The organism is Phycisphaerales bacterium (genome assembly GCA_016716475.1).
Taxonomy (GTDB): Bacteria; Planctomycetota; Phycisphaerae; order UBA1845; family Fen-1342; genus JADJWG01.
In genome coordinates this window covers 1,081,500-1,104,645 of record JADJWG010000001.1, presented here as the reverse complement: position 1 = coordinate 1,104,645, position 23,146 = coordinate 1,081,500, and the positions used below count along the sequence as shown (strand labels likewise).

The following is a 23,146-nucleotide window of genomic DNA, read 5'->3' as shown; positions in this document are numbered from 1 at the left end:
CTGCGTGCGCGACGCATTCTGCTTGGCTTGATGCCTCCGGCTGGCAGCGTGCATGCACGCGCGCCCGCCGCGGCGTCGCAGGAGGCGTGTCATGGCGGCTGGAAACGGCGTGTGGGGCATAGATATCGGCCAATGCGCGCTCAAGGCATTGAAGCTGCGCGCGGCCGGCGATGGCAAGGTGGAGACACTTGCCTTCGACGTAATCGAGCATCCCAAGATCCTCTCGCAGCCCGATGCAGATCGGGATGAGCTGATCGCGTCGGCGCTCGAGAAGTTCGCCTCACGGAACGACTGGCAGGGTGACAAGTTCGTGATCGGTGTGCCCGGTCAGCAAACCTTCGCACGGTTCTGCAAGATGCCGCCGATCGACAAGAAGGACCGCGGCAAGATCCCGGAGCTCGTGAAGTACGAGGCGAGCCAGCAGATCCCGTTTGACATCGACGACGTCGTCTGGGACTACCAGGTCTTCCAGTCCGAGGGCTCGCCCGACATGGAGGTGGGCATCTTCGCGATCCGGAAGGACCTCATCCGGAAGCATTTGGCGTACTTCTCGGCCGTCGGCATCGCCCCCATGGCGGTGCAGACCATTCCCGCCAGTTTGTACAACTTCTGCAAGTTCGACGGGCAGGCGGCCGGCGAAGGCGGCGCGACGGTGCTGGTCGACATCGGGGCGCAGAACACCGACCTCATCATTGTCGAGGAGAACTCGGCCTGGACGCGTAACATACCGCTCGGCGGAAATGCGTTCACCGAAGCGCTGGTGCGGGCTTTCAAGCTCTCGTTCGCCAAGGCGGAGCAGATGAAGCGTACCGCCGTGACGAGCAAGTATGCCCGGCAGATCTTCCAGGCCATGCGGCCGGTGTTTACGGACCTCGTCGCAGAAATTCAACGTTCGATCGGCTTCTACAGTTCGACGCACCGGGACGTGGAGCTGCGCAAGGTTGTGGCGCTGGGCAACGCGTTCCGGCTCCAGGGTCTGCAGAAATATCTTGAGACGAACCTGACGATCAGCGGCGGGGTGTTTCAGCTCCAGAAGTTCCAGAATCTGTTGCCATCGGCCACGACCAACGCGCCGGAGTTCACGAGCAACGTGCTCAGCTTCGCATCGGCCTACGGGCTGGCGATCCAGGGACTGGGTCTGGCGGAGATCGAGGCGTCGCTGCTGCCCACCGAACTGGCGCGCATCGCGGTATGGCAGAAGAAGCGGCCGTACTTTGTGGCGACGGCGGCGTCGCTGGTACTGGCGGCAGGCGTGCCGCTGGCGGCGAACCAGATGGATCGTGGAGCGCTCGCGCAGGGTGCTGCCCAGCATCAGGCCGAGACGCAGCGCATCATCAGCACGGCCCGCAGTTACCAGAGTGCCTTCAGCCAGGCGCGCACGGACACGACCGCCCGCGACCAGAGCGTGCAGGGTTTGCTGAAGTTGCAGGACGAAACCCAGAAGCGCCTGCTGCCGCAATTACTGACGGTGGTGCACGAAGCGATGCCGCCGATCAACCCGCCGGCGCTCGCGCAGGTGCGCACGACGGAGGAATTGAAGCGCCTGATCGCCTCCGACCGGGTGGCGTTCGATCGCACCCGTCGGAATCAACTGGTCATCGAGGATTTGCAGATCGAGTATGTGTCGGATGTCACGACCCTGGACATCGCCACTGCCGCGCCACAGGTGGAAGGCCTGCCGGGCGGCGGTGCGGGTGGCATGGGGCCGGGTGCCGGCGGTCGGGGTGGGATGATGCCCCCCGGCGGCGGCATGATGCCTCCCGGTGGCGGGATGATGCCCCCCGGCGGTGGCATGATGCCCCCTGGTGGGATGATGCCCCCCGGTGGCATGATGGGTGGCGGGATGATGCCCCCCGGTGGCATGATGGGCGGCGGGATGGGTCCCCTGGGCGGGACAGGCGGTGATTTCACGCCGGGCCAGGTGCCGGAGACCGCCGGATTTGTCGTGCGGGTGCGGGCACGACTGCTGTACGGTCGCACGCAGGCGGACGCAGCCCAATGGTGGACAACCTACCGCGACAATCTGCGGGAACTCGCCAATGTGTCGGGTCGTGGTTTCCATATGCCGTCGGATGACCCAACGGATCCGCTGTCCAAGTGGATCTCAGAGCCCAGCCCGGTGTTCTATCACCAGGATACGCGTGGACCGGGGCTGGGAGGAATACCCGGTGCCGGTGGCTCCGGTGCGGACACGATCCTGAAGCCCGACCCGTTGACCGGCGAGGAAACCCGCTATGACTTCCTTATGAGCTTCGCCTTCAAGGTGAAGCTGGGTGCAGCCGGGGAACAGGCCGATGCAGGTGGGAACGGAGCGGGTTCGGATCCTACATTTGCACCGCCGGGCGGCGGACCACCGGATGGACGGGAGCGCTAGTACGTGGTCCAGGAGCAGTGGCTACGGACGCAGGAGATTGAGCGATGGAATTCATCAAGACTCATTGGGTGACGCTGGTCAGCGGACTGGTGGCCCTGATCGGTTTGAGCGTGGCGATCGTCTTCGCCATGGACGACTCGGTATTGCGGGAGATGCAGCGTCGTGAGGGGATGTCGAACGAGCTCGAGTCATTGCGACGCAGCGCGCAGAACGAGCGGACGATCCAGGCCGAGAAGGAACTTGCGGCGCGTTTTGATCTTGAGTACGAGGGCGTGCTGCGCAAGGCAGAAGAAATCAACCGTCGGCAGCCCGTGATGGACGGTGTCTTTCCGGGGGGTGAGCGTCAGCGACTCGATATCCCGTATCGTTTCCGGTTGGCCTACCAGCGGGCGTTTTTCGAGCTCCCGCGTGATTTGCAGGGTGGCACGCTTCCGAGCACGCGCGAGATCCAGGATGAAGCCGAGATCCTGCGGGAGATTGAACGTCGTCGCCGGCAGGAGCAGGGTGACACCGGCCAGACGCCGGGCACCGGACCGCCGGCCGGCTTCGGCCCGGGGGGGCGCGACGGCATGATGCCGCCGGGGGGTGGCATGGTCCCGCCGGGTGGGATGATGCCGCCCGGTGGGATGATGCCGCCTGGTGGAATGATGCCGCCCGGTGGGATGATGCCGCCGGGGGGAGGGATGCCGCCGGGCGGGCGGCCTGTACCGCCGGGTGTCTCACCTGGTGGAACTGATACCGTTCCGTTGCCACCTAGCGTAGCGGGCGAAGCGACGGAAGGCCCGGGAGCAACGGAGCAGGCGATCGAAGTCTCGCAGCCTGTGGTGCTTGAGAGGGCGCGCGTGAAGAAGGCGCAGAGCATTCGCATCTACGCCGACCCGCGAACTTCCTTTCACATGAGCCCGATCCTGGAGACGGACGCGGCGCCATCCGCGGAGGACATGTGGTACGCCCAGGTGACCCTGTGGATCCAGGAGGACTTCATTCGGGCGATTTCCGAAGTGAATGCCGCCGCCGCCAGCCGCCTCCGCCCGGAAGAAGCCAATGTGGCGGCGATGCCCGTGAAACGGATCGAGGACTTGCAAGTTCTCGGATACTTCACCCCCACCGGGCTGGTGCCTTTTCCGGCGGCGCAGAAAGCGGCCGGACCGGGTAGTGGTTACGCGACCGGGCAACCCGTCGAAGTGCGGCCAACCTTCACGGCACGCGCGAGCGATAACGAGTTCGACGTGGTGCGCACGCGCCTCGTCGTGATTGTGGATCAGCGCGAGCTGTTCCGGCTGATCGATGCGGTTGCGCGGGTGAACTTCTACCAGCTTGTGGATGTGGATTTCTCCCTGGTCGACCAGCAGGCCGCGATCGCCGAGGGTTACTACTACGGGCCTGACCCGGTAGTGCGGGCTACGCTCGAGTTCGAGGGTTACATGGCCCGCCGGAACTTTGAGCCGTTGATGCCTGCGGTCGTGCGACAAAAGCTCGGGATCGGCTCCGAAGGTGGTGACCAACCGCATCCGTAGTCAGCACGGGCAGTACCGCACTTGCGACCGCTGCCCGGAGGAACCATACGATGGCGAATAAGGACGGACTCAACATCATCGAAATGCACGTCGAAAAGGTCGTGCTGGGCCTGGCGGGGGCGTTCCTGCTCGGGCTCGTGATTTACTTCTTCGGGCTGGGACCGAACCGGATCGAGCACCGTGGCCAGCGTGTCGGTCCGGGACAGATCGACGAAGTCATCCGCCAGGAAGCCGGCGGTCTCCAAACAGCGATCAACAACGCGACGCACACGGCCGAGCCCGTGCCGGCTTATGCCAGCAAGCTGGAGCAGTTGTTCCGGTCCGGTGTGCTGGGCCGCCCGATCTCGGATCAACCGCTCGCACCGCTGCCGGAACGGTTGTCGATCGTGCTTCCCGGACCGACTCTCCCGCAGTTCGAGGATTTGCAGGAAGGCACGAAGATCCGACTGGTGACACCCTTGCCGCCGCGCAACGTGGTGGCGACGACGGGTATCAGTCTGGTCCACCGCCTGGGGATCGAGCTGGATCCCGTGACTGGGCCGCAAGTACTACCGGCCGCCGACGATGGAGCCACCCCGCTCTCCTGGGTCACGATCGCGGGATACTGGGCCGCTGATGTGCAACAGCGGGAGATGTCCGCGGCGGAGTATGCCGGGCACCTCTCACGGCCCTACGTCGTCTCCATCGATGTGCAGCGGCAGGAGCTGCTCGCCAGTGGCGAGTACGGCGAATGGGAGCAGGTGCAGGCCGGACGCGGACTGCCGCGTCTGAAGCTGCCGGAGCCGGCGTACGACGACGCGACGGGTGAATTGCTGAACAGCCAGGAACTGGAGCAAGCGTTTGAGATTGTGAAGCGCTTCCAGCGGTTGCTCCAGCAGACACCGTTCTTCCCGATCGAAGCCGGCGATGACTGGGGTGTGCCACCGTTGCCGGGGCATGAGGTCACGGAAGAAAGTTCGGAGGATGATCTCCCGCCGTTGCCGACCGACCCTGCGCCGCAGCCCGGTCCGCGCCCCCCCCCGGGCGGAGGTGGGTTTACACCGCCGGGTGGCGGGGCGGGTCCCATGGGACCGCCGGGCGGTGGGGCGGGTCCGATGGGACCGCCGGGCACGGGCGGCCGACCCCCGGGAGGTGGCGCGCCGGGCGGTGGTCCGCGGGACAATCCGCGGCAACAGGTGCTCGATCGCATGCGCGAAGCACGCCAGGCCCTGAGCCGGCGCAATTTCGAGGATGCGATCCGACTGGGCAACGAAGTCATCGCCAATCAGGCCGCAACCACCGCGCAGCGCCGCCAGGCGCAGCGCATCGTCCGCGATGCGCAGCGCGCTCTGGATGCCCGCATGCAGCGTCAGCAGACCAGCTCGCCGCAGTACGCCGATGTGGGCTTCATCACGAACCCGCGCAGCGAAGGTGAGATCGCGGTCTGGTTCCACGACGAGGCCGTGTTGCCAGGCAAGACCTACCGTTATCGCATGCGCGTCAACCTCTGGAACCGCTATGTCGGCCGCAAGGAGTCGCTGGCTGAACCACGGCAGGCGGATTCGGTTGTGCTGACCGGTGAATGGTCGCTGCCGACCGGGCCGATCACCGTCGCCCCGAAACAGCACTTCTTCGTGCGCGGACCGAGTTTCGGTGAGCCGGCTGCAAGCATCGACGTGTTCACGTGGCACAAGGGCACCTGGATTCGACAGGACTTCAAGGCCCGCGTCGGCGATGTCATCGGCGGGGAACTCGAGGTGCGCACCGGAGCCGTGGATGTCGATGGCCGGCCGGTACGCGAGCGCGTCGACTTTAACACGGGAGCGATTGTGCTCGACCTCCGCGTGGATGAGCCCGTACTCGTACGACGAGCCGCCGGGCGTGAGGGTGAATTCGCCTATCGCGAGGCGCGCTCCGTGGTGGTCGTGTACCTCGATCCGGCCGACGGGCAGGTCAAGCAGCGCGTCAGCGACCTCGACCGGGCCGACCCGCTCTACCGGCGGCTGCGCGAGGAATGGGACGATGTGCGCGCCGGCCTGTAGAACCAAGGCCGGAACTCGATGAAACCACGGTGGGCGGCGCGCGGCGCAGGTGCCGGGCGCCGCCCGCTGCGTTGACGGTCATCCGTCACCCATGGGAGAATCCCGCCCGGCCGGCGCGACCGAGGGACGGCGCATCCGCCGTGCAGCGATCCTGTACCCCGGCCCGAGACCGAGGAGCGTTGTTGGCGGTTCAGCTTACGATTCTGGGTTCGGGGACCTCGCACGGAATTCCGATGATCGGCTGCTCCTGCGCGGTCTGCACCTCGGAAGATCTGCGCGATCGGCGGACGCGGCCCAGTGCCGTGTTCACGGTGGGGAAGCGGCGATTGCTGATCGACACCGCCCCGGAGCTGCGACTGCAGTGCCTCGCCGTCGGGCTCGAGGACATCGACGCCCTGCTCTATACGCATGCCCACGCCGACCACATCGTGGGACTGGACGACGTGCGCATCTTCAACGCGCGTCGCGGCGGCCCGCTGCCGGTGTTCGCCAGCGCCGAGACGCTGCGCCGCCTGCAGGCCATGTTTCGCTACGCATTCGTCGATGATCCGGCGTATCCCAGCGCCAAGCCGCAGCTTACCCCGCACGAAATCACCGGACCTTTCGAGTTTGACGGGGTGCGCGTCCTGCCACTCCCCTACGCGCATGGCCCGACACAGGTGCTGGGTTTTCGCGTCGGCAATATCGCCTACTGCCCAGACTGCAATGCGCTCCCGGATGCGACGCGGACACTGCTCGCGGGGCTCGACGTGCTCGTGCTCGACGCCCTGCGTCGCCGGCCGCACCCGACGCACTTCAACCTGGCGCAGGCGGTAGCCGAGGCACATCGGATTGGCGCCCGGCGCACGTATTTCACGCACATTGCCCACGAGCTTGGCCATGCCGCTGTGAATGCCGAACTGCCGGCCGGCATGGAACTCGCGTATGACGGCCTCGTGCTGAGCAGCGCGGATTGAGAGGAGCAGAACTTGAAGCTGATGTGCATCTGTGGCGCCCGGCCGAACTTCATGAAGATCGCTCCCTTGATGCGCGCGTTCACCGCCCGCCCCGGGTGGCGGCCTTACCTGGTCCACACCGGACAGCACTACGACGCCGCCATGAGCCAGACGTTCTTCGACGAATTGCAGATTCCACGGCCGGATGTCAACCTGGAAGTCGGCAGTGGTTCACATGCGGGCCAGACCGCGGCGATCATGCAGCGGTTTGAGCCGGTGGTGCTGGCGGAGCGCCCGGACGCGGTCCTGGTGGTCGGTGATGTGAACAGCACGATCGCTTGCGGGCTGGTGGCCGCCAAGCTTCATGTGCCCCTGGTGCACGTGGAGGCCGGGTTGCGCAGTGGTGACCGCAGCATGCCGGAGGAAGTCAACCGGGTGCTGACCGATACGATCAGTGACCTGCTGTTCGTGACGGAGCCGGCCGGAGTGGAGAATCTTCACCGCGAAGGTATCTCTGACGAGCGCATCCACCTGGTGGGTAACGTCATGATCGATACGCTGCTTTCGCACCGCGCGGCGGCAGAACGCTCGGTCGTGCTCGCGACGCTTGGCGTGACCCGCGGACAGTATGGCGTCGTGACGCTGCATCGACCGGCGAACGTGGACGAGCCGGAGGTCATGCGGGGGCTGGCGGATGCCCTGGTCACCATCGCCCGCGAGCAGCCGCTGGTCTTCCCGGTGCATCCACGGACCCGTGCGAACCTCGAGCGCAGCGGGCAGTGGGGGCGCCTGCGTGCGGCGCTGGGGATGAAGCTGGTCGAACCGCTCGGCTACCTCGACTTTCTCAAGTTGATGAGCGCCGCTGCCGTCGTGCTAACGGACTCGGGCGGCATGCAGGAGGAGACGACGGTCCTCGGAGTGCCGTGCCTGACACTCCGCGAGAATACCGAGCGGCCGATCACTCTGACGCAAGGCACAAACCAGCTCGTTGGTGTGCGGCCGGAGGCGATTCTGGCTGGGTACGAGCGCATCCGCCGCGGGCAGGTCGAACATCGCGTGCCGGACCTGTGGGATGGCAATGCAGCCGAACGGATCGCGGACGTGTTGGCGCGGTGGGGGGTGGCGCGAGGTATTCCGGTCTGAGCACGTAAGTGGAAATGGGGAGCTCCGGCATTCAATCGCCGAGCATGCGTTGCAGGAACTCCAGCCGCTCGAGCAATTGAAACGATCCGCCGCCCTCATGTTCGTTGAAGGTGTAGATACGGATGTCCTTCGTGCTGGGAATTTGGTTGTAGGCCGCGAAGATGGTGCTCGGCGGACACACGGTGTCCATCAGGCCCACGGAAAACAGCGTCGGCACGCGGACGCGCGCGGCGAAGTGCACTCCGTCGAAGTAAGCGAGCGTGTTGAACACGGTTGCGACGCGGTCACGATGACATTTCAGGTAGCGGGTGATTTCGGCATAGGGCAACTGGTCGGTGAGCTCGACGGCCCGGCGGAAGTGGCAAAGAAACGGGACGTCGCAAGCCAGCGCCCGCACACCACCGGGTGCGTCGTTCGCTGTGCGGAGTGCCGCCGGGAGCAGTGTTGTGGCGTGACCGTCACCGAGCAGGCCGGCTACGGCTAGTGCGATCCCGCCACCCTGGCTGCCCCCCGTCAGGGCCAGGCGGGCAGGGTCGATGCGCGTGTGCGTGCGCAAGGCGACGACTGCTCGCAAGCCATCCACGATGACGCGGCGGTAGTAGTACGTCGCCGGACTCTCGATACCGCGCGTCAGGAAGCCGGGATGCTGCGGTCCCGCACCGGCCTCGTCGGGCGTATCGCCCGGTGCCCAACCCGAACCCTGGCCGCGCGTGTCCATCACGAAGTGGGCAAAGCCGGCCATGACGGGCGCCACGTGGTCGATGGGTAGACCACGTCCGCCTCCGTAACCCACGAAGCTGACGAGGCCGGGGAGCCGGCCATTCGCGGTGGTGGGCGTCAGAAGCCAGCCGCGAATCGGTTGGCCCGCGTAACCGGCGAAAGTGACGTCCTCGACCTGAACGTGTCGGTAGAGTGGGTGCTCAACCGGGCGGCAATCCCATCGCAGCGGGTAATCGGCAGCTTCGGTGCAGGTGGCGGACCAGAAAGCGTCGAAGTCTGCCGGTTCGGAGCTGACGGGCTGATACTCACGGAGTTTCTCGAGCGGCAGGTCAAAAAGGGGCATGCAGGCGTCCTCGCACCGCGCTCCCGGCGGTGGCCATCATGGTAGCGAGGGATCCGCGTACCGGCTGCCCACCTCCCGCTGGGGCGCGCTACCGTCACCGTGAACCGGAGGGTTCACGGTGACGGGAGCGCAGCCGGATTCATGGCGCAGTGCTCGTAGTGCCGCACTTCTACAACCCAGCCGCATCGCCGCAACGGGGTTGCCGGCGCCAGACCCGGCGGAAACGCAGGCCGCCGAGTCCCAACAGCGTACCGACCACCGCCGGCACCATGCCGAAGCCACACACGCCCGCACCGCAGAGTACCGGTCCACCGGTAAAGGTCGGGTTCGGGGTCGAGCAGCGGCTGCCAGGCGCCTGGTCCACCGGATCGGATTCGTTCGGAATCCCATCGTTGTCGCGGTCGGCATCGCAGGCATCACCCAGGCCGTCACCGTCAAAGTCGAACTGGTCCGGGTTGAACACGGTCGGACAGTTGTCCGTCGGCATCAGGAGGCCGGTGGAATCGACGAGATCGATGCGGCCATCGCCGAAAACGACGCCACCCTCGCCACGGATGACGCGGTAGGTGCCGTAGAGGGTCTGCTCGGCCGTGATGCTGCCACAGCGTGGATCGATGGGGCTCTCCCCGGCAGCGGTCAGGCCGCCGACATCGAAGCCGTCGTTGAGTGTGCCGTCGTTGCTGAAGTCGATGTTGAAGGCGAATTCCAGCGTGGCCTCGTTGAAGCGCGTAAAGTCCGGGAAGCCGTCACCGTTCGAATCGGGTGCTTCGAGGAAGCCATCACCGTCCTGATCGAAGTCCAGCAGCCGCCGCTGGAAGCTGAGCACGTTCGGCGGGAAGTCCGCCAGCAGCCGGGCCCGGTCCGTTGCGCTGATGAGCGGATCCGTCTCGATACTGGTGCGGAGCAATACAAGGTCCGACTCGTCGAACACGTCATCGCCGTTGCCGTCAAAGCCCCAGCGCGCCGGGTGAATCTGGGGGGCCGGATCATCGGGATCAAGCAGCCCGTCACCGTCCGTGTCCTGCCCGGCCAACAGGAATTGCCGGCCGTCGGCGAGTGTGACCGCCGCATTCGCCGGAGCTGTGCGAATCCCCCAGGTCGGCTTGGGCCGAACACTGGGGATCGCTCCGGTGCGACGCACGTCGGCCTCCGGTAGTGTCGCGAGGTCGACCCCCGGACCGTACACCAGTCGTCCGGCGCGGGCGGAGATCCGCAGCAGGTCGGTTCCGGGCACGCTGCCGTCGAGTGCGGCTTCACGCGCGAACGTCGCGACCTCGTCCCAGTCACTCATACCGTCGCCATCGGTATCCGGATTGTTCGGATCGGTAAAGATGCGAACCACCACGGCATTCGCGAAGCGCCCGGAGGTTGAGCCCGGTGGATAGAAACTGATCGTGAAGCCGAGACGCGTTTCCTCGAAGTCGCTCAACCCGTCACCGTCGGAATCCCAGTTGCGTGGGTCGGTCTCGCCCAGTTCCGGTTCGTAGATCCCGTTCTGGTTCAGATCCTCCTCGCCGTCGGGAATGCCGTCACCGTCGGTATCCGCATCGTTCGGGTTTGTACCCGTCAGGCGCTCGAGCCAGTCAGGAATCCCATCTCCATCCGTATCGACGAACAGGTCCGACGTGAACGTGGAGGTGTTCGGGATCGACTGGCCGAGCTGCTGCGGCGCATCGTCCGCGCGGAACACGGTCCCGGAGGGGATTTCAAAGCCGGCGGCCTCCTCGGCGGCGGACAGGCCGTCGCCATCGAGGTCGATCAGGCTCGGGTCGCCGGAGGCGTTCGAGAGGATCAGCGTGTTGTTGTCCTCGTTGTCCTCACTGAGCAAGTCGCCGTCGTCGATCCGCACGATCAGGAAGAAATCGCCCGTGGTAAAGCCGTCATCGCGGCGTACCTGCAAGTTGGCGAGGGTGATTGTCCGCGACCCGGACACGCTGTCCGGACCGGTGATGAGCACCTGCCGCAACAGCACCTCCGCTGCACCGGCCGCGTTCTGCACGGCGTAGACGCCGATGTTAAAGTCGGCCGGCGGTCCGTTGGTTTCCACGCCGTACGAAACGTCGATGGAGAAATCGGTGTCGAGCAGCGTACCGGCGTAATTCACCGATGTGAGGAACAGGTCACGGCGGAAGGTGCCCGTCGCGCTGACTTGGTCGTTGAAGATCGGCTGGTCGAAGGCGCCGGTGGGTCGAACGCGGGCCGTGACATCAAACGCCTGCCCACCGTCCACACCAAGGGCCACGAGTCCGGCGGCGATCTCGAACTCGACCGTGAAGACACCGGGGTTCGTGTTGCCGGTGACGCTGCCCAGATTGCTGCCCGGGCCGCCGAGACCCAGTTCGACCAAGAAGGGCGGGACCTGTGCCGGCGCTGCGACCGCGTAGGTCAAGGTCGTGCGATTCTGGTTGTTTGCGTTGATCTGCACGGCATCGATGCGAATGTCGACGGCGAGCGGCGTTGCGTCGGCGCGGTTGTTGTCGGTGGAGTTCTCGACGAGTGGCACATCCGGCACGAGTTCGGCGACGATACGGTCGCCATTCTGCACCCGGAACGTGTCGAGTCCGGCACGGGCGTTGAATACGATCTGATGTTGTCCAGGGGCGGTATTGCCTACGGCCGTCGCGAGCGGCGGCACCAGCGCCACGCCGCCACGCACCAGCGAAAGGCGCACAGTGAAGGCGGTCACAGCTACGGGGCTGACCACTTCGTAGCGGGCGATGACGCTCTCGACGTCGTCCGCATTCGTCGACAGCGCCACGAGGTCCACCGTGTAGGGCGCGCTGTCCGCTGCGTTGTTGAGGGCGTCGCTCTCGACCACCGTGGTGCCCGGGTTGACGAGCAGCCGGACAAGGTCACCCTGTCCGACGCCCGCGGCGGCAAGCGCCGCGGCAAGATTGACCACATCCTCATGCAGGCCGGGGCGCACATCCGCCGCGACCGTGGCGAGCAGCACCGTCGGCGCACCGCCGCGCACGAGCCAGAACTCAAGATCATACGCGGGTACATCGACGGGGCTGACCACCTCGTAGCGGTACAACGTGGCGGCCGGGTTGAGGGCGTTCACGGCCCGGGCAAGCAGGTCCACCGCCAAGGTCGCGGTGGCGGTGTTGTCGGTGCCGCCGCTGGTATCGCCGGGTTCAGCAAACGGCACGACCAGTTCGAACACGAGCTGGTCGGCGTGCTCGATGTTGCCGTCCAGCAGCGGACGAATGTCGAGGTTGGTGATGTCGTGGATGCCCGGCGTGCGGACCTGGGCATTGAGCGCAATCGAGGGATCGAGCCCGGCGGGAATCAGGCCGGCGAGATCCACGTCGCCATCGGCCAGGTTGAACAAGCCATCGCCGTTCCGATCGAGGAAGAACCGCAGCGAGAACTCCGGCACCGTAGCAACTGCATTCACGCTGTACGAGAGCGTGACGAGGGTCTGGCCGCCGGGTGTCGGCTGGCCGACCTGAATCGGCAGGGCACGCAGGTTGGTACCCTGGCTGATGTCGAAGGGGTTCGAGGCCGGCGAATCCGCCAGCCCGCCGGACGAGGCGCCCAACTGCACATCGTTCGCGTCGACGCCGATCTGCAGGTTCGCGAAGGTGGCGATGCCATTGACCGTCAGGGCATTGTTGCCGGCAATCGGCAGTGCCGCGTTCGGCGGCAGCGGGCTCAGCAGCACGTTTGCGCCGTTCGAACTCTCATCGGTGTTACCGAAGGCATCGACGACGCGCACCGTGACAGCCGGCACAATATCCGTGTTGGGCGCGGCGGGGGACGGCTGCTGTCCGAAGACGAGGCCGACGGCTGTGCCGAAACGCACTTCGAAGCCGTTCGACACCGCCGGCGTAAGCGGCCCGAGGTCGTCCGCCTGGATTTCCACCAGGAAGCCGGAGGCCTCGACCGTGTCATACACGACGTTGCTGATGACGATCGAGCTGGCGCCGATCGTCAGTGTGGCGGCCGGGTGCGTAATCGCACCGGCACCGGTGACCACACTCAGGAAAATCTGGGTCGGGGCGGTCACCGGGGCGAGGTTCCCGTCCGCATCCCGCACATTCACCGTCACCGCGAAGGGTGCGTTTGCGATCTGGTTGGCGAGGGGTGTCAGTTCCAGAGCGGCGGGATCGCCCGCCGTCACAGGGAAGCTGCTCGACACCGCCGCGCCGAGTACCGCGGCCGCGTCGGCGGCACTGAGCTGGACACCTGCTTCGGCCACATTGTAGGACACGGCCGTCGTAACACTGTTGTTGCCTGCGAGGATAACCACCGGTGGCGCGACGACCGACAGCACGCCCGTACCGGCCGAAACGCCCAGGTTGAGCGTTGTGTTCGCAGCCACCGTCGTGGCGTTTCCGTCCGCATCGCGGACCCGAATTGTCACATTGAAGGCGTTCGCGGTGCCAGCCCGCTGCGGCCCGATGGCGTCGAACACCAGTTCGGCGGCCGCACCGGCACTGACGTTGAAGGCGTTCGAGTTGCTGCCGGTCAGCACGGCCGCAGCGTCGGCGACCGAAAGCACGACGCCATTCTCGGCGCGGTTGTACGACACGGCAAAGGTGCCTTGGCTGGTACCGGCCGTAATAAGCGCCGGCGGCGCGACCACCGTGAGGGTGCCGGTGCCGGTCACAAGTGCAAGGTTCACCGTGGTGTTCGCGGCGACGGGGCTCGCGTTGCCGAAGGCGTCGCGCACCAGCACGGTCACGTTGAAATTCGTGCCGGCCACTTGGTTTCCGAGGGCCTGGAAAACGAGTGTGGCGGGATCATGCGGGTCCACCGCGAGTGCCAGTGGCGTGCCGGTGGCCAGGAAATCGCCACTGAGGCGGTTGGTGTTGATTTCGGCCGCCTCAACGCGGTCATAGATCACGTTGACAAGATCGACTTCGTTCGTGCCGGCGGCGATGGTTTCGACGAGCGCGCCGCCACCATCGAGCGCCAGCGTGCCGGTTCCACTGGTTCGCAGGAGTTGCACACCAGTATTGGCAACCACGTTCGCAAGGTTCCCGGCTGCGTCGCGGGTGCGGATGCGGACGGTGAACGGTTCGTTGGCGCGGGGCGTGGCGGGGATGAGTTCCTCGGGTTGGACAACCACCGCGACGCCCGGGGTCACGGTGACCGTGACAAGATCGCGCGGTGTCAACAGGTTAGTCGGTTCCCCGGGTCGGAGCCGTCCGCTTCGACTTGCAGCGTGTGCGGACTGTTCGCGACGTTCGCGGCGGCATCGGTGGTTGGGCGCAGACGAATATTCGAGATGCGCAATTCGGCGTTGTTGACCGTGCTTACCGCGGCCACCTCGAACTCCACCGTGTTGGCGGTCACTGTCGGCGCGGCCGTCAGTGCGAACGTTGCGTCACCGGATAACTCCGTCGCAATGGGTTCATTGCCTCCGGTGGTGTCGAACTCGAAGCCCGCGGGCGCCAGGAGGCGGATGACGCTGCCCACCGCCCATTCGCCGGGGCCGGAGGTCTCGCTGACGACGGGGAACGTGGCCGGCGCACCGGTCAACCCCCCAAAGCAGTTCACATTGAAGCGGCAATCGGCGCTGACGCTCAAGTTGCCGGTTTGAGTGACTTCGTCGGCCCAGCCAACATGCACGAGTACCGCCGCGGTCAGTACCGCGCTCAGCACGAAATTGCGACGCATCATGACGCTCTACCTCCGCACGCCCGGTCGCGCCGGCGACGGGCCCGCTGCGCGGCCGCCAGCGGCCGCGCCAGTTCCTCGCAAAACGACATTGCACTGCGCATAAGCGCAGCGCTCGTCCAATTGACGGTGACGCCTCCGTGCGTGCTTGTTTGGGCGCTCTGCCGATCGCACGCTACGCACCATCCTCTCGAGCAGGCCAGCTCGGGCTGACAGTGCTACGCGTGGACCCGAGAGACTCGGCCACGATGTTCATTCTACCCGCAGTGGAACGATCCTCGTGAGCGTTTCCACAAAATTCGGGTGCGGGTACCTCTGCATTGCGAGCTATGGGACGCTCACATCCGCCTGGGCACTCGCCGCCCATGACCGGTTTCGTCCGCTAACGCGGGCTCGAGATCTGTGTTCGCTCCGCACCAAGTCCGGCCGGAGCCGGTGTTCGCGTTCCGCCGGTGAAACCTGGTATCGTCAGTTGTCGCAAACCGCCGAAACCGAGTCCCCGGCTGCCAGTTGCGATCAGCAGGTTGGCCGCGTTGCGGTTCAGTTCGATTGCAGTCACACCTTGGCCCACGTTCCGCACGTTTTGCACCGAAGCGGCTGCGGGTGACAGAAAGGGCACCTCATTCGCAGCGGGGAACGGGACCGTCGTCGGTCGTTCGACACGGGCCGTGGTGCGTGCGGGCAGAGATACGGATTGGACCGTCTGCCGGATTTCGGGGTTGAACGGTGGTTCCTGGATGCGGGCGGTCACGTAGCGGGATTCGGCGAAGCGATCCCACAGAATGATGTTGTTGAAGAGGTTGACCTCGACCGCGCCGCGTGAATAGCGCGCGGACTCGACGCCGAGTTCCCGACCGAATGCGGCGGTGAAGCCGAGTTCGAGCGGCAGGAGCCCGAGTTCGCTGACTGTGGCGGCCTGGCCCGCCCGTAGCTCGGCACGCTGTCCATCGACAAGTGTTACCACGCGCTCACCGTATTCGATGGACAACTCGGCGGCGTCTCCGAGCACCGTGAACCCGATGCGCCCGCCGGCCTCATCTACGGCGCCAAACACCTGGCCGGGAATCACCGGCACGTAGGCGTAAGCCGCCTCGTCGTCGCCGAGCGCCAGTACCAGCACTAGGGCCGGGGTGGCGTTCGGAGGGCGGTCGGAAATGGTCATGGCGCGCCCGGCATGCAGCTCGAGCAGGATTTCACCGCGCATGGGCTCGGGACGCACCTCCAAGATCGTGTCGCCCAACAAAACCACCACGGCGCCGCTGGGCTCGAAGAGCATGAGTTGGCCCTCGCTGCGCACCGTGATGCGTCCCGCCCCGACGCGATCGCCAACGCGCAATTCCGCGGCGGCGGCGTTTTCGGCGGTGAAGGTGGCCGCACCGGGGCGGGATTGGCCGGTGACGAGAAACTCGGCTTCGGCGTGGACAGCCGTGCACAGCAGCAGCAGGGCGAGCGGTGCGGAACGGAGCAAGATGCGGACCATGGGAAAATCCTCCGCGGGGTTGCGACCGCGCGGGGTCTAGAAATCGACCTCGAGCTGGACGCCGTACACGGTGCGTCCATACTCATAGATATCCTGGCCGAGACGATTCCAGATATTGGAATCCTGGAAGGTCATCTCCACGCCGGCCCGCAGGCGGGCGTTCAGGGTCCGCAGTTCCGGCAATTCGCCCCGGGCGACCAGGGTATACACGAAGCTGAAATAATAGCGCTGCAGGAAGTCGTCGCGCTGCTTGCGTTCGAAGTCGAAGATGCTGGCGCCCGAGTAACCGGCCCAACTGAACTCACTGTCCAGCTCGAAGGCAAGCCGGTAAGGCAGCGGGACGTGCAAACCCCAGATCATGGAGTGACCGCGGAGCGAGAACTCCGTGCCGACAGTGCTCTCATCCCTGAACTCATACCCGAGGTAGAAGCTGAGGTGCTCTTCGCCGAAAAGGGCGGCCTCCTTCGGCCGACGGTTGAAGTAGTCCTGCATGTAGCCGAGATTACGGGCCCGAGTGAGGTTGAACTGGTGCCGGAAGCCGACCGCCCGGTACACACCGTCGCGGTTGAGGCGAAAGTCGGGCAGGGGGTCAAAATAGTTGCGGTCATCCTGGATGAAGTACACGTCGCTGCGACCGAGGTCGGCGCCGCGCCGTTCTGTCTCGGTCGGTGCGCCGCGCCAGACCTTGGAAACCACGGGGGTAAAGCGATGGCTCGATATGAACGGGTCATGGCCGAGCTCGGTGTAGGAGTATTCGTACTGGAAGCCGAGGTAGATGTCAGGGACCGGCTGCCAGTTGACGAAGGCCCGGGCCGGATAGCGGCTGACGTTGAATTCGGGAATGTTGGGCTGCCACAGGTTGGACGTGCCGCCGCCGATGCCGATGGTGAGACTCTCGCCAATCCACGGGACTTCGGCACTGCTGATGTAACGGCTGATGTTGAAGTCCGCGGAGAGTCCGAACTGGTAGTCGTCGCTGCGCTTGTAGCCCCGCGGCAGCGTCGTGTCGCGCCCGAGGAGAATGACGTTGGAGTCGTACCAGTTCCCAAGCCGCAGGCGGGCGTCGAACTCCAGCGGCCCGATGGGGGCGGGCACGGGGAGCTGAATCGGCAGGGGGCTGGCAATCTCGACACGGTCAAGCTCGGCGATGATGTCGCGCGCGTTGGCCCCGAGATCGACCTCGCCGGCCGCGGTGGCGACCTCCACGAGCAGGGCGCGCGCCTGGGAGTTTTCCCGGCGGAGGATTGCGAGCAAGCCCTCGTAATAGCGCACGACCGTCCGAAAACCGGCGTACTCGTCCGCGGTGAGTGTCTCGGCGGCCAACTCGGCATCGGCGAGGGCGAGCGCTTCACGCAGGTTTTCCTCGGCGGAGTGCAAGGCGCTGCCGAACTCGAGTGTACGACGGGGCGGCTTACGGTAGGCATCGGCGAGCCGGTAGCGGGCCACGGCGAGATAGAACCGCCCGAAGCGATCCCCCCGGCCGGCATCGCTGCGGGCGTAGGCATCGAGCGTACGTTCGGCCCGCTGAGCGAGCCCGATGAGTTGCTCGCGGCCTTCCGTGGTGTCGTCGCTTGCGAGCTGCGCAATGCCAAGCAGCAGGGCGGCATCAACCGTGCGGGCGGTGGGGTCGGCGAGATCCACCACCCGGCTCAGATGGTCCTGGGCCAGCCGAAAGGCCCCGATCGCGCGGGCCGAAAAGTCCGCCCGCGCGGCTTCGTCCGCTGCTCCGCGGGCGTTGTTCGCCTGCATGAGCCCTTCATCCATGCGGATGAGCCCGAGGTAGTAATGGCAGGTGACGTGGAAATCCGCTTCGGGATAACGCTCGAGCAGCCCCTCAAAGACCAGTGCTGCCGCGGCATTGTCCTGCCGCAGATAGGCCTCGATCCCACGGCTGAGCTCAACCAGGGCGAGCGGCTCGGAAGTCGGTTCGGGCGGCGACTGTGCGCTCGCGACGCCACCCCCTGTCAGCCCGGCGGAAAGAAAGGCGACGCACCACCAGCGAAGGACCGGTGCGGCGGTGTATCGAGGCATTCCCACGCTCCTTGTCGTCAGAACGGGCGCCTGTGCCGCCGGCGGCACTGCGGGAGCCGTGCTTCGGGGTGCCGCCGGGGGCGGACGCTGGCGGGTTTGCAGCCCCGCTACGTCGTGGCCTGGACAAACGTCCGGATGGCTTGCCCGAATAGATCGGAGACCACGCGGGCGACCTGGGTACGCGTGAAGTCGGTGAATTGCTGGTTGGTGACGCAACCGCCGAGCGCCAGCAGCGCCCCGCCGGCTACCCACACCAGGGTTCGTCGATAGAAACTACGCATAGCTCGGCTCCTCGCTCGGATCAGGTGGTCAGGCGGACCAGCGCATTGTCGAGGAGAAAGAACACCGTATCGGTGAGAATATTGGCGACCTGATTCAGCACGATCTCGTTGGAAAGGCAGCCGCCCGCCTGCAGTAGGCAAGCGCCGGCGCCGCAGCCCAACACCCATTGAAGCGCGCGTGTGGCCTTCATGGACGTTCTCCTCGCATGTCGATCGCCCGCTCGAATGTACTTCGGCCCCGAGAACAGGTCGGACGCTCGGCGCCGCCCGTTCATCGTCCGGTCAACCTACTGCGCAGGACCGCGGGGCGTCAAGTGCGAGCTCCCGTTCCGCCCGGGCGCTTGGGTCGTGGCTGGTTTGGGATACACTGTGGTCCGTTTGCTGCGCCGTGTGCGGCGCTGGGCCTCGTAGGGATCGCTTATCCGTGCGACGGAGTGCCATGGCCGACACCCACCGCCGCCTCCTGTTGTTGCCGCCGGACCTGACTGCCGCGCAGCGCGCCCGTCTGGAGAGTGCGCTGATCGACGTGGTCCAGACGCAGAACCGGCTGGCTGCGGCGTCTCCTTACATACTCCGCTACACCGGTCCACCGGCGGCTACGTCCAACGGGTTTGCCCTGCCGCACGAACCTGCGACCCCCTGGCGTACGGCGCAGCTCTTCGATCCGAGCCAACCCCCCGCCGAGCCGGACGTGCTGTTGCGGACCGCGGCCGGTCTGCTGGATGCGTTGGAGTCCGCCCATACGGCCGCCGGCCGCCCGGTGGTCCACGGGGGCCTCTGCCCCGGCGCGGTGCTCGACGGTGCCGACGGATTGCTGAAAGTCACCGACTTCGGTCTGGCACCGGCAATCTGCCAGGTACTTGGTGTCGATGCGTACCTTAACCTTGCCGTCAGTGCCGGCCATGATGCGAGTGGCGCGTGGGAGGTGCTCTCGGAGAGCAACTTCGAACGCGACGATCGCCTCTGCGCCTTCATTGACCCCGACAAGTACGGGCAGGACACGCTCACCACCTTCGAGGCCGGGTCCGACCTGATTGCGGCGGGATTACTGCTGCACCTGCTTGTGACCCACGTGCATCCTTACCTGCACTTTGCCCCGGATGCGCACCGCGTGGTCGATATGGCCCGCATGATGAGCTTCGGTGTGCCGATCGCCATCAGTGCCCCCGCGCTGACGGGTTCCCCCCGTCCCGAAGTGCGGGCCTGCTGCCAACTCGTCCTCGAACTCCTGGCCCGGCTGCCCCGTGAGCGACCGGCTGCGCGGGAAGCTACAGCACGTCTTGTGGCGGCGGGTTACAAGGTACAGCTCGACCTGCAGCGCGCGGAGCGCTGGGTCACGCAGCTCGAGGCCCTGCTGGCCGGCTCGGCCTGGCGCGATCTCGAACTAGTGCTCAAGGATCGCCCCGCGCTCGCAAGCTGGCCGGCGGATCTTGAGGCCCGGGCTGCGGCCGTAGCGTTGCGCGCCGAGACGGCTCTCGACAATGCGGCCGCGCACCGCGCGGTCGAGGAGGACGAGCGCCGTGCGGTGGACTGGCTGCGTCGAGTGCAGTTGGCCGCCGAGGCCGACGATTGGGAGTCGGCCGACAAGTTGTTGACGAACCGCCCCCGCCTGAAACACTGGCCGGAAGCGGTGCTGACCGAATCTGCGCAACTGGAGCAGCGGGTCGGGCAGGAGAAGCGGATCCAGGGGGCGCGCGAGTGGCAGCGTGCACTGAAGAAGGCCTACGAATCGCATGACTGGGCCTCGGTGGCGCGGCGCTTTGCGCGGCGTCCGGACGAGGACATCTGCCCGCCGGAGGTGCGTGCCTACGCCGCTGAGGTGGAGCAGGCGTATGAGGGCTGGCTGGCGCAGGAAGAAGCCCGCCGGAAACAAGTCGAGACGGACCATGAGCAGGTTCGGAGCTGGCTCAACGAAGCGGAGCGGCTGGCAGCCGCCGGGGACTGGATCGGGGCAGTCGACCTGCTCGGGGAGCCCCCGCACGTGGAGCATTGGCCCGCGCGCGGGCGCGAGCAGGCCGAAAAGCTGAAGAAGGAATGGTTGCTCCAGTGGGCCACTGTGATTGCCGGTGAGTTGCCGAAGATCACAAACCGTGTACGTGGCCTTGCCGTGGAGGCGGTGCGGGCGGCAGTACGGCCGGAGCAGACTGCCTTCCTCGATCCCGAGGCGCTGGAAGTGCTGGTCGAAGACGTGCTGCTCGGCCTGCCTGACGAGGAGGCCGGTGGTCGGGGGCCGGTACGTGTACGGTTGCGGCCGGCGCGCGGTGTGCCACCCGCGCCGTGTGCCCGCGGGGAGATCGTATTCCGGCTCCGCGGCCTGGAACCCGAGATTCTGGGAGGCGCTACGGAACTGACCGCGGCAGTGGCGGCTGCCTTGCCATTGGTGTTGCCGGAGGTTCAGCAGTCCCAGATCGGTGCATTCGCGGAGGCGCTGCGGGCGAGCGTCTACGCGGATGCGGATGTTCGTGCCGCGATAACTCCTCCGGTCGATAGTGCTGTCGCCGAGGTACGGTTGCTCGGCGCTACGCAGTCAGACCCTCCCCTTCAAGTGAAACTTGCCTGGAATCCGGCGACGCTGGGTTGGGAACCTGCGGACAAGACTGTCTTCGCTGAAAAGCTTCGGGCGGGTGCGGCTGCCGCCCTGCGGCATACCGCCGTTGCGGACCTGGTGGAGTGTGTTCCTCTGCTGAAGCCGTACGCAGGCGGCTTGCGTGTGGAACCACAGGGGGAGCCACGCCTGACGCCCGATGGTTGGCCCGCAGCGTTCGAGGGCTCGGGTGATCTTGTGCTGCGCGCGCCCGGGCTGTCAGGGCCACAGATTCTCGGCAACGGGCCGCTCAGCTACGAACGTGTCGACGTGGTTGCCTTCTCCATCCCGACCAGCGACATCGTGGGTCACCTCAACCACTTGCTTCTGTTGGCCCAGGAACGCGGCCGGGACGCACTCGCCGGCGAATTGCGCCGCGCGGCCAAGGCGAGCGGTGCGAAGATCAACGCCCCGAAGCGCGTCACGGGTCCGGTGGAAGAGCTGGTCTTTGGCCTTCAAGGTTCGTCGGCTTCGACCGAGTTGCGCGCGCTCTGGTCGCCTCAGGATTTTCGCTTTGTCTTTCCGCCGGGCTGGGAGGAACAACTCGGGCAGGTTTTGGGGGCCGCTGCCGCCGCGATTGACACCGAGGTCAAGACTCAGCTTCCCACCCATGACGTACCAACCGCCAAGCGGTCTCCTCGGAAGGTTCAGCCGCAGCACACAGTCCTGATCGGTGGTGTCGCCGCCGGCGTGGTTGGGGTTGCGATTGTCGGGTTCGTGATATTCGGGGGTGGTAACAAAGACGGCAATCCGACACCTGGTACCGGGCCGGGAGCACAGCCCCTCCAGAACGGAACAGTGCTCCCAACACCCAACCACGGGAACGGTGCGCCCGTCGAACCGCCCACAGTCGATCCGGGGCCGGACGCGGGTCCGGGTTCGGTTGAACCCCCGCCCGTCGTGTTGTCGGCCGCCGAACGGTTTCTGGCTTCCTGGCCGGTAGCTCGGGAGCTGGAGGAGGGTGCAGACCCCCGCGCAGCCGTGGTGCTGCCTGCTGTCGTTGCCGGACTGGCCGAAGCAGATGACGCACTTTCGGCGGCCATTGCGAATCTCGTGGCGGCCACGGGAACTGGTGGAAGCGCATCCGTTGCGGCTGCGGTGGAGGCGGGGCTGCCTGCGGATGCCGTGGAGGTGGTCTTGCAGTGGCCGCTCAGGAGTGGAGGGGACGTTCGGATCGTCACACGCTTCGCGCCCGTGGGTTCTGACAGTTGGGTTGCCTTGGACGAGAACGCTTCCGCAGTTCTGGCGGCGGCCGAGGCCGCACGCAATGCTGTGGAGAGTAGCTTCACCGGGGCATTGGCCGCGATGCAGGCGCACGCCATTGCGGGGGAACTCCGCCTCTTTCACGCCCAAGCGGCCGAGGCGCGCACCGCGCTTGCGATTTACCCCGATCTGCCGGGTGCCGCGCAGTACACCGCTCTTGTCGCGAGTCAGCCGCCACCCTGGAATGACGATTCGGCTGTCCGGCCGACAGGCCGTTTCGAGGCGGCGACGGCGGAACGTGATCCGAGTACGGGCTACCCGATTCTTGTGGAGTATGAAGACCGGCAGCTCGCGTTGATCGCGGTGGCTCCCCATGACCCGGTATGGTCTGACCTCGGCAGTGTCGTGCGCGATGGAGAGCCCCTCGCACGGCTTGTGCGGAATAACGAAGCTTTGCGGCCTTGGGAGCTATTCTATGTCGATGTGGACGAATTGCCGGTAGAGGATTTCAACGCGGCATTGACGGCCTTTCCACCCGGCAGTGGGCTCACACTGGTGACGCGGGACGCGTGGTTTCTCGCCGCGCTGCGCAGTCGTGGCGGCGCGCCCCTCACAGGTATGCTGCTGGGTGGCTGGGAGTGGTGTGCCGATGCCCCTGCATCGGAAGATGGTCGGCGGTGGTTGGTAGGTGGCAGTCGGCTGCTCGCGGAGATCGCCACTGGGCCGGTTGCAAGGCCGTCGCCCGCGGCAGACACCGCCACCTGGTACCGCTGGCTGACGCAGCCCTTGGTGATGCAGCGGCGATTGATGTCGTTCGGTGACGAGTTGACGGCGGCACGGGGTATGCTGCGCGTCTTCCCGTAGGGCAGTCGGCGTCTGGCTTGCT

Annotated in this window: 13 protein-coding genes; 6 read left to right on the top strand and 7 right to left on the bottom strand. The window is 66.1% G+C overall.

Annotation, left to right across the window (positions count from 1 at the left end):
- The first annotated feature begins 91 nt into the window (after window positions 1–91).
- From pilM to wecB, 5 genes are all read left to right on the top strand, one after another.
- Window positions 92–2,374, top strand: coding sequence for a type IV pilus assembly protein PilM (pilM, locus tag IPM18_04535; GenBank protein MBK9118857.1), 2,283 nt, complete (start codon window positions 92–94; stop codon window positions 2,372–2,374).
- Between the two features lie 44 nt (window positions 2,375–2,418).
- Window positions 2,419–3,891 carry a hypothetical protein gene (locus tag IPM18_04530; protein ID MBK9118856.1) on the top strand — a complete coding sequence of 491 codons (1,473 nt, stop codon included), beginning with the start codon at window positions 2,419–2,421 and terminating at the stop codon, window positions 3,889–3,891.
- A 50-nt stretch (window positions 3,892–3,941) separates the two neighbouring features.
- Window positions 3,942–5,912 carry a hypothetical protein gene (locus tag IPM18_04525; GenBank protein MBK9118855.1) on the top strand — a complete coding sequence of 657 codons (1,971 nt, stop codon included), beginning with the start codon at window positions 3,942–3,944 and terminating at the stop codon, window positions 5,910–5,912.
- A 233-nt stretch (window positions 5,913–6,145) separates the two neighbouring features.
- Window positions 6,146–6,868: an MBL fold metallo-hydrolase gene (locus IPM18_04520; protein MBK9118854.1), complete on the top strand. Its 723-nt coding sequence runs from the start codon at window positions 6,146–6,148 to the stop codon at window positions 6,866–6,868.
- Between the two features lie 21 nt (window positions 6,869–6,889).
- Window positions 6,890–7,990 carry a UDP-N-acetylglucosamine 2-epimerase (non-hydrolyzing) gene (wecB, locus tag IPM18_04515; GenBank protein ID MBK9118853.1) on the top strand — a complete coding sequence of 367 codons (1,101 nt, stop codon included), beginning with the start codon at window positions 6,890–6,892 and terminating at the stop codon, window positions 7,988–7,990.
- 31 nt (window positions 7,991–8,021) lie between these two features.
- On the opposite strand, the gene IPM18_04510 is transcribed toward wecB, so the two are convergent.
- The 7 genes from IPM18_04510 to IPM18_04480 form a co-directional block, all read right to left on the bottom strand.
- Complete coding sequence (locus IPM18_04510) at window positions 8,022–9,053, bottom strand: acetylxylan esterase (GenBank protein MBK9118852.1); 1,032 nt, start codon at window positions 9,051–9,053, stop codon at window positions 8,022–8,024.
- Between the two features lie 169 nt (window positions 9,054–9,222).
- Window positions 9,223–14,178: a thrombospondin type 3 repeat-containing protein gene (locus IPM18_04505; GenBank protein ID MBK9118851.1), complete on the bottom strand. Its 4,956-nt coding sequence runs from the start codon at window positions 14,176–14,178 to the stop codon at window positions 9,223–9,225.
- Window positions 14,175–14,684 (bottom strand): hypothetical protein, encoded by a 510-nt coding sequence (locus tag IPM18_04500; protein ID MBK9118850.1) that lies wholly within the window; start codon window positions 14,682–14,684, stop codon window positions 14,175–14,177. Before IPM18_04500 ends, IPM18_04505 begins: the two co-directional genes overlap by 4 nt.
- Before the next feature lie 379 nt (window positions 14,685–15,063).
- Window positions 15,064–16,161: a hypothetical protein gene (locus tag IPM18_04495; GenBank protein MBK9118849.1), complete on the bottom strand. Its 1,098-nt coding sequence runs from the start codon at window positions 16,159–16,161 to the stop codon at window positions 15,064–15,066.
- A gap of 36 nt (window positions 16,162–16,197) precedes the next feature.
- Window positions 16,198–18,192, bottom strand: a complete 1,995-nt coding sequence (locus IPM18_04490) for a hypothetical protein (protein MBK9118848.1) — start codon at window positions 18,190–18,192, stop codon at window positions 16,198–16,200.
- Window positions 18,193–18,299: 107 nt separating this feature from the next.
- Window positions 18,300–18,473, bottom strand: a complete 174-nt coding sequence (locus tag IPM18_04485; protein MBK9118847.1) for a hypothetical protein — start codon at window positions 18,471–18,473, stop codon at window positions 18,300–18,302.
- Between the two features lie 20 nt (window positions 18,474–18,493).
- Window positions 18,494–18,664, bottom strand: coding sequence for a hypothetical protein (locus tag IPM18_04480; GenBank protein ID MBK9118846.1), 171 nt, complete (start codon window positions 18,662–18,664; stop codon window positions 18,494–18,496).
- Window positions 18,665–18,912: 248 nt separating this feature from the next.
- Here IPM18_04480 and IPM18_04475 point away from each other — a divergent pair, with 248 nt between their 5' ends.
- On the top strand, window positions 18,913–23,124 hold the full coding sequence (locus IPM18_04475; protein MBK9118845.1) for a hypothetical protein: 4,212 nt from the start codon (window positions 18,913–18,915) through the stop codon (window positions 23,122–23,124).
- Window positions 23,125–23,146: the final 22 nt, after the last annotated feature.